Origin of the sequence: Butyrivibrio sp. VCD2006 (genome assembly GCF_000423925.1) — a bacterium.
Taxonomy (GTDB): domain Bacteria; phylum Bacillota; class Clostridia; order Lachnospirales; family Lachnospiraceae; genus Butyrivibrio.
On record NZ_AUIX01000001.1, the window covers coordinates 275664 to 288193 of the forward strand.

The window sequence follows — 12530 nt, forward strand, 5'->3', positions numbered from 1 at the left end:
TTAATTATAACAAAAAATGTGGTAGTATGAACAGATGATAAGTATTAAGAGGGTTTTCCGATGAAAAAGTTTCAGAACACAGCTATTAATTTAATTCTTGTTAATCTGTTTACATTGCTGATATTTTTAGCAGTCTTCAGTTTTAAATATCCTATAAAATACAATAACATGGGCGGTGACAACATCTGGCAGTCTGCATCCACGGTTAAGTATGTAAATATCTGGCTGGAAGAGGGCGCTGCAAAAATGCATTTCACAGCATGTGAAAACTATCGCTCAATAGAGTTTCAGAGCTTCAATGACAGAGTTCCGTTTATAAGCTATCCCAGTGGACATATTGTTCTTGTGTGGCTCTGTGCAAAGCTTTTTGGAAGATCATTTATAAATATTTCCTTTGTTAAGCATCTTCAGATGGTGCTTTTTGCTATCGAATCTCTTTTGTTTTCAAGCTTTATCTATGTCTTACTGTGGAAGCATAAAATAGGATCAGCGATTTCCAAACTGATAATTCCTACGGCAACAGTTGTTCTATGGATGCTTCTGCCTGTAAATGCATGGTATCTTCCCAATGTATTTTTCACGGATCAGAGCGTTCTCTTATATGTCATGCTATTTCTCCTTCTTGAGGAGCTTTTGTATATCCCTGAGCTTAAGTCTCATAAATACCAGCATGCGGCAATAAAGGTTCTTCACTTCCTCACGATTTATCTCGGAATACTGACGGATTACTATTTCTGGATTCTAGCATTTTTCGTGTTCGTAATGAGAATTGTTGGCCTCCTTCTAGAAAAGAAGGGGCTTAAGAATATCATCACTACAGGCCTTGGTTATGCTGTACCTGTAATACTTGCAGTAGCGACCTTCCTTGCTCAGCTTAGCTTTGTAGACGGCTGGCTTGATACCTTAAAATACAAGCTCAAATTCAGAACAGGCGGTGATGACAGCCTTTCCGCTATTGTTGCAAGACTTATTGAAAACTTTTCTTCAGCGTTTACTCAGGAGCAGAGAAGCTTTATGTGTTACCTTTTCCTGTTCCAGTTTGTTGCAATATTGATTGCCTTCTTTACATTGAAAAAAGGCGAGCGTATTAAATCACTTTTCATAAACACTGATATCTCGCTTATTATTGCTAATTTCATCGCTGTGGCTTTTCAGATTCTGATGCTTAAGAATCACTCCGCGGTGCATGAATTCTCAATGATGAAGGCCGGGTGGTGTGTTGCTATGACAGCTCCTATAGCTGCAATTGCTTACACGAGAGCTGTGAAAACCGATGATGATGAGACCTTCTTCCTTGGAAAAAAGGTTGCTCCGCTTATACCTGCCTTCGCGATCTGCCTATTTATTATGGTGCTTATTACAGGTGTTCCCACATCAACCTCAAAATATATTGTCTCAAGAGATGGTGATGCCGATTATACACTTGATGAATTCCTTTACAGAAATACTGATTACAAGGATGTTTGCTTTTCTTTCACCAATGAAATACCTTATGAGCCTCCGATGGATCTGACTATTTCACATGAAAGAGTTTATCTGGTTGACAATGCAGAGGAAATTGACACTAAGTTCCCTGAGCTTAGCAGTGACGCTGTAAAGCTTCTTCTCATAGATACAGCTGCACTTTCTAAAAACCCCGAGCTCAAAGACAAGGTGATGCCCCTGATAGACAATTCAACAATCCGTGCCATGCAGGATGACTATATACTGTATGAACTTCCATGATTTTTAAGAGAGTGCGGACCATAAAAAACTGTGGTACTCTTATATGCAAGGAGGCAAAAAATGTCTAAAAAAATAGTTTTAACAGGTGGCGGCACAGCCGGCCACGTTACACCAAATATGGCTCTTATCCCTGCTCTTAAAGAAGAAGAATATGAGATAAGCTACATAGGTTCACATACAGGAATTGAGAAAAAGCTGATTGCAGATTTCCACATTCCCTATTATTCCATTTCTACAGGAAAGCTTCGCAGATACTTTGATCCCAAGAATTTCTCTGATCCTTTCAGAGTTATGAAGGGATTTTTTGAGGCAAGACAATTGCTGAAAAAGATCAAACCGGATGTGATTTTTTCCAAGGGCGGATTTGTTTCTGTTCCTGTTATCAGGGCTGCATCAACTCTTGGAATTCCCTGTATACTTCATGAATCGGATATGACTCCGGGACTTGCAAATAAGCTCAGCTTTTCATCAGCGAAGACCATCTGCTGTAACTTCCCTGAAACCTTAGAGCTTCTTCCTTCCAATAAGGCTGTTCTCACAGGAACTCCCATAAGGAAAGAGCTTTTAAGAGGATCACGAGAGATTGGTAAAAAGTTCTGTGGTTTCAAGGATGATAAGCCCGTAATAATGGTTACCGGTGGAAGTCTTGGTGCCCAAAGCATTAATGAGACCATAAGATATGCCCTTCCAAGGCTCCTTCCTTATTTCAACATAGTTCATCTGTGCGGTAAGGAAAAGATGGACAACCTTAAGCTCAACATGGAGGGCTACAAACAGTTTGAATATGTTAAGAACGAAATGAAGGACATCTTTGCCATGGCAGATGTGGTTGTTTCCAGAGCAGGTGCCAACGCGATCTGTGAACTGGCAGCTCTCAGAAAGCCAAATGTTCTTATCCCCCTCTCAGCAAAAAGCAGCAGAGGAGACCAGATCATTAATGCCAAATCCTTCGAGAAGCAGGGCTTTTCAATTGTTATAGATAATGAGGAATTGGATGAAGACATCCTTGTAGAGAGCATCTTCGATGTATATGAGCATCGTGATAAGTACATTGCAAAGATGCAGGAGTCAAAGCAATCCGGAGCGACTGAAACTATTCTGAAAATCATAGATGAAGCAATAAATAGCTAATAATAATGCCTTCCCTCAAATTGTGAGGGAAGGCCATTTTTTTAAATATTTAACAGATCACTATAAACTGCAAGTGCTCCGTCTGTCTCGTGAGCAAGTACCTTCTTGGCAAGTACCTTACCAAGCTGAACACCTTCCTGGTCGAAGCTGTTGAGGTTCCAAACAAATCCCTGGAACATAACCTTATTCTCAAAGTGAGAGAGGAGAGCACCAAGTGACTTCGGGTTAAGCTCATCACCGATGATGATGCTTGAAGGACGTCCGCCCTTGAAGTTCTTGTTGAGGTTCTCATCCTTTTTACCGCAAGCAAATGCTACGATCTGAGCTGCAACATTAGCGCAGAGCTTCTGCTGGCTTGTGCTGCCCTGAATATCAACATCATTACCAAGCTGACTATTCTTAAAGCCGATGAACTGCATCGGGATAACATCTGTGCCCTGGTGAAGGAGCTGATAGAATGAATGCTGTCCGTTTGTACCGGGCTCACCGAAGATAACAGGTCCTGTTACATAATCAATGGGCTCTCCGAAGCGGTTAACACTCTTACCGTTTGACTCCATATCAAGCTGCTGGAGATGAGCAGGGAAACGGCTAAGTCCCTGTGAATAAGGAAGAACTGCTGTTGAAGGATATCCTAAGATATTTCTCTCATAGAATCCGATCATGGCATCGAGCATAGCAGGATTCTTCATCATATCCTTCTCTGCAGCAAGCTTATCCTCAGCGGATGCACCTTCAAGGAACTGTGCAAATACGTCAGGACCAAAGGCAAGTGAAAGAACAGCTCCACCAACTCCTGAAGTTGAAGAATAACGTCCGCCAATATAGTCATCCATATAGAAAGCTTCAATAAAGTCATCGCTCTTTGCAAGAGGAGATGTCTCTGAAGTAACAGCGATCATGTGCTTTGAGGAATCAAGTCCTGCCTTCTTAAGAGCATCCATTACAAAGCTCTGGTTTGTAAGAGTCTCAAGAGTGGTACCTGACTTGGATACAAGGATAAAGATTGAGTGAGCAACATCAACACTGTTAAGTACAGCTGAAGCATCATCAGGATCTACGTTACTGATGAACTTAGCTTCCATTTTGAAATTACCGGTCTTGTGAGCCCAGTTCTCAAGAGCAAGGTACATAGCTCTGGGACCAAGGTCTGAACCACCGATACCGATCTGAACTACAGTTGTGAACTTTTCGCCCTTCTCGTTTGCAATTTCACCTGAGTGAACCTTCTTGGCAAAATCAGCGATTCTGTTCTGTTCCTTAACATAGAACTCACGCTTGTTAACACCGTCAGCCATTACATCATTACCAAGCTGGCCTCTTGTGAGCTGGTGAAGAACCATTCTCTTCTCACCTGTGTTAATTACTTCGCCATTATAAAGAGCTTCAAATTTCTCGGAAAGCTGTGCTTCCTTAGCAAGCTTATCCAAAGCTGCGAGGATGTCATCATCAACCTCTTTTGCTGCATAATTGTAGCTGAGGCCTTCTGCCATCTTCACTGAGTATTTCTTTACCCTGTCTGCACCTGACTCACCGGTCATAGCAGATACGAGGTCAATCTGTTTTACCTTCTTAAGCTCATCGAATGAACTTAAAGTATCAAGATTTTTCCAATTAACCATTTTTAAAGAATCCTCCTATACTATGGTTATTTCTACTTTCGCGTTAAAGTTTAGCAAAACTTGATAACCACCGCAAGATTTAACTCCTTAAATATTGATTAAAAATGTATTCTGAAGCGAATATACATTATTTCGATTAAATATGATTAGTATTTAGCAATATTTCGTAACTTTTGGTTAACAATTGATAAGTGGAATTTTCTCATGCAGGATATAATACACCTGTGGTTATATAGCAAAAACTAAATATAGAGGAGGTATTAAAAATTGGTGAAGAAAGTTTTGACTACCGCACTTTTGACTGTGTTCATGAGTGCACAGCTTTTAGTCCCGTCATTGTCGGTTAAAGCAGCTACCACACTGTACGACAACAGAACCGGCACACAGGATGGTTACGACTACGAGCTCTGGAAAGACTACGGTAATACCAGTATGACTCTGGATGCTGGGGGAGCATTCACATGTCAGTGGAGCAACATTGGTAACGCTCTTTTCAGAAAAGGTAAAAAGTTCGACAGAACGAAAACATACCAGCAGATAGGAAATATTTCCTTCGACTATGGGGTTGATTACAGACCCAACGGAAATTCTTATCTTTGTGTTTATGGATGGTCTGTTGATCCGTTAGTTGAGTATTATATCGTAGACAGTTGGGGTTCATGGCGTCCGCCGGGAGGATCACCGAAGGGTCAGATTCAGGTCGATGGCGGCACATATGATGTTTACGAGACAATGCGTTACAACGCGCCTTCAATTCAGGGCGATACAAACTTCAGACAGATTTTCAGTGTTCGTACCAGCAAGAAGACAAGTGGTACCATCAGTGTTACTGAGCATTTCAAGGCCTGGGAGCGCATGGGAATTTACATGGGTAAGCTCACCGAGGCAGCTTTAAATATCGAAGGATATCAGAGTAGCGGCTATGCTAACGTTTATAAGAACGTTATGACAATTGGCGGCTCATCCTCAGGTAATCAGGGTGGAAATCAAGGTGGTAACCAAGGCGGAAACCAAGGTGGAAATCAGGGTGGTAACCAGGGTGGTAACGCAGGCGGAACAGTAGCACAGGGCAATACAACTGTTCAGTGCGAATCTATGTCTAAGGCAGGTCAGTACACCGGAAATATTTCATCACCTTTCAGCGGCGTAGCATTATATGCAAACAATGACAGAGTAAGTTATACACAGTATTTTGCATATGGAACTCATGACTTCGTTCTTCGGGGCTGTGCTAATAACGGTAACATGGCCAGAGTTGACTTAAAGATCGGTGGTCAGTATAAGGGAACCTTCTATTATGGTGGTTCATATCCTGCTGAGTACACTATCAAAAATGTAAGTCATGGTACAGGCAATCAGACAGTCGAACTTGTTGTGACTGCTGATGATGGAAACTGGGATGCATATATCGACTATCTTAGAATTAACGGCGAATCAGGTCAGGCAAGCAGTGGCAATCAGGGTCAGGGACAAAACCAGGGCCAGGGTCAGAGCCAGCAGCAGCCTAAGGATACCGGAAAATACATCGCTCTTACATTTGATGATGGTCCTTCCAGCACCACAAAGGACGTTCTTGATGTTTTAGAAAAGTACAATGCAAAAGCTACATTTTTCCTTATCGGACAGAACGTTACAATGAGCAATCTCAGCATAATGCAGCGTCAGGTTAAGATGGGATGTGAACTTGCAAGTCACTCTTATACTCATGAGGACATGTCCAGAATGAGTGCTTCTCAGGTTAGAAATCAGCAGGAGTGGACGGCATCAGCTATTAAGAATGCTGTAGGTGTAGATGTAAAGTTCTTTCGAGCACCTTATCTTTCCGTAAGCAACACAATGCATCAGAACATTGATGCTACATTCATTCAGGGTATAACAGTTAATGATTGGGAATCATATACATCAGTTCAGCAGAGAGTAAACGGCGTTCTTAGCCAGGCTAGAGATGGTCAGATATTCCTGCTTCATGACTTCCAGGGTAACTACCAGACCGTACAGGCTCTTCCTCAGATTATTGAAGGCCTCCAGAGTCAGGGCTACACCCTTGTAACATTAAGTGAACTGTTCCAGAAAAAGGGTGTAAACCCCAATCAGAGATATAAGATTTGGTCAAATGTAAATAACTAATTACCTGCATTGCAAATAACTTATTACTTAACATGCTATATGACCACAAAATGCCGGCTCGGCCAGGAGCCGGCATTTTTCTTACCTTAAATTGATATTTGTTTATTATTTTGCAAGACGAATTACGTTCCAGCTCTTTGAAGGAAGGACAGTTGTAAGTACTCCCTTTTCAACCTTGGTGTTCTTGCCCTCTGTAGGAGCTACTGTGTTAGGCTTCTTTTCAGTATTAACAGCCTTGATATCATCATTTGTAAGAATGATATGATCAACAACCTTATAGCCTGCATACTGGCGAAGGTCACATGTAAGCTCGAAGTCTTCCTTAAGATTCTTATTTACAGCGAAGATTGTGATTGTCTCATTCTCATCATCAGCAGTAACAACGCTGTCGATATAAGGAGCATCGCCGTGCTTACTCTCATAGGAAGGAGCCTTAACAACTGTGTTAAGAACAGTTCCTCTTCCGTAGAGACTTGCATGCATGTAAGGATAGAAGATTGTCTGTCTCCATGCGCCTGTATCGCTTGTCATGATAGGTGCGATAACATTAACGAGCTGAGCGAGGCATGCAATCTTTACTCTGTCAGCGTGACGAAGAAGAGTAATGAGCATTGATCCTACAAGAAGTGCATCCTCAAAGTTATAAACATCCTCAAGCTGGTGAGGGTGCTCACACCACTTAGGAAGCTCCTTATCCTGCTCGTTTGAGTGATACCATACATTCCACTCATCGAAGGAAAGGTTGATTGTCTTATCCTTTCTCTTAACAGCCTTTACATAGTCGCAGATTGAGATAACCTGTGAAATAAACTTATCCATAGCTACGCTGCTTGCAAGGAAATTAGGTGTGTCATCCTCAGCATTGCCATAGTAGGTGTGAAGTGAAAGATAATCAACAGAGTCATAGCTACACTCAAGAACTGTGCGCTCCCAATCTCCAAAGGTATCCATATAAAGAGATGAAGAACCGCATACAACTGTCTCAATTGAAGGATCAACAAGCTTCATGATGTGGCCTGCTCTTCCTGCCTTCATACCATATTCCTGAGCAGCCATGTGACCTATCTGCCAAGGGCCATCCATCTCATTGCCAAGGCACCAAAGCTTGATATCATGAGGATCTTTTACACCGTGCTTGATACGAAGATCACTATAATATGTGCCGCTCTTTATATTGCAGTACTCAACGATATTCTTTGCTGCATCAATATCTCTTGTTCCGAGATTAACAGCCATCATAGGCTTAGTATTTGCCTTTTTGCACCATGCCATGAACTCATTAAGACCAAACTGGTTAGTCTCAATAACATTCCATGCAAGCTCGATTCTGCGGGGACGATCCTTAACGGGACCTACGCTGTCCTCCCAGTTAAAGCCTGATACAAAGTTACCACCGGGATATCTTACTATCGGTACATGTATCTCATTAATAAGCTTTAATACATCCTTGCGGAATCCATCCTTATCCGCATTCTTATTTCCGGGCTGATAGATTCCCTCGTAAACTGCTCTTCCAAGATGCTCAAGGAATGAACCGAAAATTCTCTCATCAATTTTGCTGATCTCGAAATCTCTGTCGATACACAGCTGTGCTTTCTGAAGTTTCTTTGCCATTTTGTAACCCTCCGTTAATAAATAAAAACAACATATAATGTATTGTCTTTTTATCCTGTCTATTTGTAATTATTGCAGAGTAAATCTGTCTTTTAAATGTCTTTTAATCCAAATATATTGACTTATCGTCCGGTAATATCTATATAATTAATTAAAAAGCAGATGAGGGGAAGCTCATGTTTCGAACCGACTACTGTGGCTACAACTACCACAATCCCGACAAAGATACCATATACAGACCAACCGGAAGCGGAGACTACCTCTTTCTCCACATAACCTCCAACATGAACTTTTATTTTCCGGATGAGAGAAAAAATGACTTTGTGTCTCTGTCTAACGAATACAGACAGTCGGACAATACTAAGTTTATTGAAAGAGATGGCAAAAGGCTCTACATGACCAGTGCTTTTCCTGGTGATTGTATTCTCTTTTCTCCAGGAAACATGCAATATTACGAGGCTATCACTTCCTTTTCCAACTCTTTTGTTCACTTCACCTGTGAACCTGACGAGATTCAGGGTTTGCAGGTAGAAATGAATCGTATCTTTCATCCCGGTAATGATGAGATGATAGTGGACACTCTTCGAAGAATTCAGTTTGAATATCTATCCAAACAGCAGAGAAGAGAGCGTATGATAGACCTTCTGATAAAGCAGCTCCTTATAGCTGCCGAGAGAAGTGTCACGGGACCTGTAGAAGAAATCCAACAAACGGAAATATACAGTTTTTTAACTTCTTATAGGGTAAATATGCTTCAAAGATGTTCGGAAGAATGGAATATAGAAAAAATCTGTAAGGAGACCCACCTTGGCAGAAGTCAGCTCTATCACTATTACAAGGCTTTCTTCCATGCCAGCCCCGGTGACGATATTATCGCTGCCAGAATTGACAAAGCAAAACATCTTCTTACAAATAAGGAGCTTCGTATTCTCGATGTAGCATCCCAGTGCGGATTTACAAACATCAATCACTTCAACAGATATTTTAAGCAGGAATGCGGTATGTCTCCAAGTGAATATAGAAGTAGGTAGAATAAAAAAGGGACATCGAAAGGATTATTTAATCCATGCGATTGTCCCTTAAATTCTTATATAAAAATATTATGAATCGAAGAACTGACGACCGTCATCTGTTACAAGTCTCTCTGTTTTAGGATATACATAAATTGCATCATTTTCCTTATTGGAAATAAGATAATCTGCGAATCTCTTAGCATACCATTTAGCCATTACTAGATTGTGTAAAGCGCTGTTACCGCAGTTCTCAGGTTCAGCACCGGGAACCTCCTCTGAATCCTTAACAGAATCAAATGCTCTGATAAGAAGATCAACGATCTCCTTGGGAGCACGGTTGCTCTTCAGAATAAGATAGAAGCCTGTAAGGCATCCCATAGGTCCCCAATAAATAACATCATCCTTCCAATCGGGATCATTTCTAAGGAATGTAGCAATGATATGCTCAAGAGAGTGCATTGCAGCTACTTCAACAGCGGGCTCTACATTGGGTTTTGTGACTCTTATGTCATAAGTTGTAATCTTGTTTCCTGCAATATCATCAACTCTGCTCTCAAATATTCCGGGAATAATCTTTGTATGATCTACGGAAAAGCTGGGTATCAAATCCATTTTTATATCTCCTTTTCTTAATTAAATACCTTTTATCATTTGGACCTCGCCAAATCGTATCGTCATTATAACATGACTAGGACAGTTGTGATATACAACTTAATTATCGCTGGATAAATCTTTAATAAAACTCTCTGTAAGAGCAGCACAGTCTGCTGCTGCCTTTTTCTCAAACTCAGGATAGTCCATGATATCACTGCCGTCTGCCTTATCGGAAATAGCTCTGAGGATTACAAATGGAATATTATTAAGGAAGCATGCCTGTGCAATACCGGCTCCTTCCATCTCACAGCAAAGTCCGTCAAACTCAGCCTTAATTCCATCCTTTACATAACTTTCAGAGATGAACTGATCTCCGGAGCATACACGTCCATCCCAGAGCTTACCTGTAATTCCTGCGGTAGCTGCTGCCTTTTTAATGTTCTCTATCATCCACTTATCAGCAAGGAACTCAAGACGGCCTGTCTGAGGAATCTCTCCTTTTTTATATCCGAAAACTGTAGCATCCACATCATGATACACAACATCAGTAGATACAACAAAGTCTCCTATGTCGATCTTTGCGTCAAGTGAACCGGCAGCTCCTGTGTTGATCACATGTGTAACCTTGAAATCATCCACAAGAATCTGAACACAAAGAGCAGCGTTAACCTTGCAGATTCCACTTTTAACAACTACTACATCTGTGTTTCCAAGCTTACCTTCATTGAACTCCATATTTGCTTTAGTGAGAGTTCTTGATACTGTCATTTCCTTCTTGAGGCTCTCCACCTCAATTTCCATAGCACCTATTATTCCTATTTTTTTGCTCATACTATATCCTCTTAAATAAAACATTTTTGTAATTGTATATTATTCTCTTAAGGTCTTATTATAACATTTATTAAACAAAAAAAGGATGCAGAGTCATTTTCCCTGCATCCTCTCAAAAAATAAAGGTGCAAAGAACCTTGTCCTTCGCACCTTTTATTTATATTGTTTTATTTAAAATATCTATCAAGGAGTCCCTGGAATCCCTTGCCGTGTCTTGCCTCGTCGCGTCCGATTTCGTGTACGATATCGTGGATAGCGTCAAGATCAAGAGCCTTAGCCTTCTTAGCCAGGTCAGCTCTTCCCTGTGTTGCGCCGTATTCAGCGTCAGCACGAAGTTCAAGGTTCTTCTTTGTTGAGTCTGTGACTACTTCTCCAAGGAGTTCTGCAAAGTGAGCAGCGTGCTCAGCTTCTTCCCATGCAGCTTTCTCAAAGAATGCACCAACTTCGGGATATCCCTCGCGGATAGCAACACGTGACATAGCAAGATACATACCTACTTCTGTACACTCTCCGTTAAACATATCGCGAAGACCATCTTTAATCTCATCAGGAGCGGAGCTGGCTACACCAACAACATGCTCGCAAGCCCAAACCTTATCCCCTTCCTGTTTTGTGAACTTCTCTGCCGGTGCCTTACATACAGGACAAGCCTCCGGAGGAGTGTCGCCTTCATGAACATAACCACATACCTGACATACCCATTTCATAGAAAAAATCTCCTTTCAATGATATTATCCCTCATCTATCCGGTACTCCCACATTGTCTGCGAAAAGTGCTAATTCGGAGGGAAAAATTCATGTTTACTGATATTTAGTATAACAAATAAATCTTATACATTTTATCGTTTAGAAAATTTTAATAAATATGAAAATTAATAATTGTTATTTAATAATGTAATTACTGATTTTGCGATATACTATAAATGGTTAAGTATGTTAGTCTCGCTATAAAGTAAATGGAGATAGACTTATGTCACTATTAGAAGAGAGAATTAAAAGTGTTTATGCCAACCTTACAAGAGAAGAGAGAAAGGCTGCAGACTATTGCCTGAAGAATGATTCCAGTATTTATAATAATACTGTGGCCGAACTGGCGGAAGCTTCCGGCACAACCCAGGCTACCTGGAGCAGATTTTCAAAATCTCTTGGCTATTCCGGACTGAAAGGTCTTAAAAGAGAAATCTTTTCAGATGCTAAAAAGGCTGAAAAGGCAGGGCCACACATAGAGTTTAAGGATATCAATCAATATACTTCTATGCAGGCTATTGCTGATAATATCTGCGCCACAAGTATTCAGGCTGTTCAGACCACATACAGGCTTTTCGATACTCAGTCCTTTGAAGGTGCTGTTGATGCCATCGTAAAAGCACGAATGATACGAATCTTCGGAGTTGGTAGCAGTTCACTTGCTGCATTTGATCTTTTCACAAAATTCCAGAGATTATCTTATAACGTTACCTATAACGAAGATTTCCACAATAGTCTCATGAATGCGGCACAGCTTCAGGAAGATGACGTTGCCATTTTCTTATGTGATTCCGGAAAAACTGAGGAAATAATGCAGATACTAAAGATTGCTAACAGCAGACACTCAGATACCGTTGCAATCACAAAGCTTGGAAACAGTCCGCTTGCCCAGGGTTGCAATCATGTTCTCTTTACTACTTCGCCTGAGATAGATAAAAAGAGCGGTGTAACGAGTTCCAGATTTGCACAGCTATTCCTTGTAGATACACTCTATACTGCAGTTGCTAATAAAGATTTTGCCAACATCAGACAGCATCTGCAGGATTCCTACGATCTGTTCCATGATATTGGAAACTACTAATCATTAATGTTCAAAACAGCCGGCACTTTTGATTGTGCCGGCTGT

Annotated in this window: 10 protein-coding genes; 5 read left to right on the plus strand and 5 right to left on the minus strand. The window is 41.0% G+C overall.

What is annotated here, in order from left to right; all coding sequences use genetic code 11:
* Positions 1-60: 60 nt before the first annotated feature.
* Both G586_RS0101220 and G586_RS0101225 read left to right on the plus strand, forming a co-directional pair.
* Positions 61-1725, plus strand: coding sequence for a hypothetical protein (locus G586_RS0101220; RefSeq protein ID WP_026526223.1), 1665 nt, complete (start codon positions 61-63; stop codon positions 1723-1725).
* 60 nt (positions 1726-1785) lie between these two features.
* Positions 1786-2856: an undecaprenyldiphospho-muramoylpentapeptide beta-N-acetylglucosaminyltransferase gene (locus G586_RS0101225; RefSeq protein WP_026526224.1), complete on the plus strand. Its 1071-nt coding sequence runs from the start codon at positions 1786-1788 to the stop codon at positions 2854-2856.
* Positions 2857-2897: 41 nt separating this feature from the next.
* Here G586_RS0101225 and G586_RS0101230 read toward each other — a convergent pair whose 3' ends face one another.
* Complete coding sequence (locus G586_RS0101230) at positions 2898-4478, minus strand: glucose-6-phosphate isomerase (protein ID WP_026526225.1); 1581 nt, start codon at positions 4476-4478, stop codon at positions 2898-2900.
* A 270-nt stretch (positions 4479-4748) separates the two neighbouring features.
* Here G586_RS0101230 and G586_RS26500 point away from each other — a divergent pair, with 270 nt between their 5' ends.
* The gene (locus tag G586_RS26500; protein ID WP_196811524.1) at positions 4749-6605 is read left to right on the plus strand and encodes a glycoside hydrolase family 11 protein; all 1857 of its coding nucleotides are present in this window, start codon (positions 4749-4751) and stop codon (positions 6603-6605) included.
* 105 nt (positions 6606-6710) lie between these two features.
* On the opposite strand, the gene arfA is transcribed toward G586_RS26500, so the two are convergent.
* Positions 6711-8219, minus strand: coding sequence for an arabinosylfuranosidase ArfA (gene arfA / locus G586_RS0101240; protein ID WP_026526226.1), 1509 nt, complete (start codon positions 8217-8219; stop codon positions 6711-6713).
* 176 nt (positions 8220-8395) lie between these two features.
* Here arfA and G586_RS0101245 point away from each other — a divergent pair, with 176 nt between their 5' ends.
* Positions 8396-9250 carry a helix-turn-helix domain-containing protein gene (locus G586_RS0101245; RefSeq protein ID WP_026526227.1) on the plus strand — a complete coding sequence of 285 codons (855 nt, stop codon included), beginning with the start codon at positions 8396-8398 and terminating at the stop codon, positions 9248-9250.
* Between the two features lie 69 nt (positions 9251-9319).
* Here G586_RS0101245 and G586_RS0101250 read toward each other — a convergent pair whose 3' ends face one another.
* From G586_RS0101250 to G586_RS0101260, 3 genes are all read right to left on the minus strand, one after another.
* The gene (locus G586_RS0101250) at positions 9320-9844 is read right to left on the minus strand and encodes an S-ribosylhomocysteine lyase (protein ID WP_026526228.1); all 525 of its coding nucleotides are present in this window, start codon (positions 9842-9844) and stop codon (positions 9320-9322) included.
* A 99-nt stretch (positions 9845-9943) separates the two neighbouring features.
* Positions 9944-10657, minus strand: a complete 714-nt coding sequence (locus G586_RS0101255) for a 5'-methylthioadenosine/adenosylhomocysteine nucleosidase (protein ID WP_026526229.1) — start codon at positions 10655-10657, stop codon at positions 9944-9946.
* 167 nt (positions 10658-10824) lie between these two features.
* Complete coding sequence (locus tag G586_RS0101260; protein ID WP_026526230.1) at positions 10825-11364, minus strand: NADH peroxidase; 540 nt, start codon at positions 11362-11364, stop codon at positions 10825-10827.
* A gap of 263 nt (positions 11365-11627) precedes the next feature.
* On the opposite strand from G586_RS0101260, the gene G586_RS0101265 reads away from it, so the two are divergent.
* The gene (locus G586_RS0101265; protein ID WP_026526231.1) at positions 11628-12485 is read left to right on the plus strand and encodes a MurR/RpiR family transcriptional regulator; all 858 of its coding nucleotides are present in this window, start codon (positions 11628-11630) and stop codon (positions 12483-12485) included.
* Positions 12486-12530: the final 45 nt, after the last annotated feature.

What these genes read in the sequence shown, in the direction of transcription:
- G586_RS0101220 (WP_026526223.1), top strand. Translation starts at nt 61, where the DNA reads ATGAAAAAGTTTCAGAACACAGCTATTAATTTAATTCTTGTTAATCTG.
- G586_RS0101225 (WP_026526224.1), top strand. Translation starts at nt 1,786, where the DNA reads ATGTCTAAAAAAATAGTTTTAACAGGTGGCGGCACAGCCGGCCACGTT.
- G586_RS0101230 (WP_026526225.1), bottom strand. Translation starts at nt 4,478, where the DNA reads ATGGTTAATTGGAAAAATCTTGATACTTTAAGTTCATTCGATGAGCTT.
- arfA (WP_026526226.1), bottom strand. Translation starts at nt 8,219, where the DNA reads ATGGCAAAGAAACTTCAGAAAGCACAGCTGTGTATCGACAGAGATTTC.
- G586_RS0101245 (WP_026526227.1), top strand. Translation starts at nt 8,396, where the DNA reads ATGTTTCGAACCGACTACTGTGGCTACAACTACCACAATCCCGACAAA.
- G586_RS0101250 (WP_026526228.1), bottom strand. Translation starts at nt 9,844, where the DNA reads ATGGATTTGATACCCAGCTTTTCCGTAGATCATACAAAGATTATTCCC.
- G586_RS0101255 (WP_026526229.1), bottom strand. Translation starts at nt 10,657, where the DNA reads ATGAGCAAAAAAATAGGAATAATAGGTGCTATGGAAATTGAGGTGGAG.
- G586_RS0101260 (WP_026526230.1), bottom strand. Translation starts at nt 11,364, where the DNA reads ATGAAATGGGTATGTCAGGTATGTGGTTATGTTCATGAAGGCGACACT.
- G586_RS0101265 (WP_026526231.1), top strand. Translation starts at nt 11,628, where the DNA reads ATGTCACTATTAGAAGAGAGAATTAAAAGTGTTTATGCCAACCTTACA.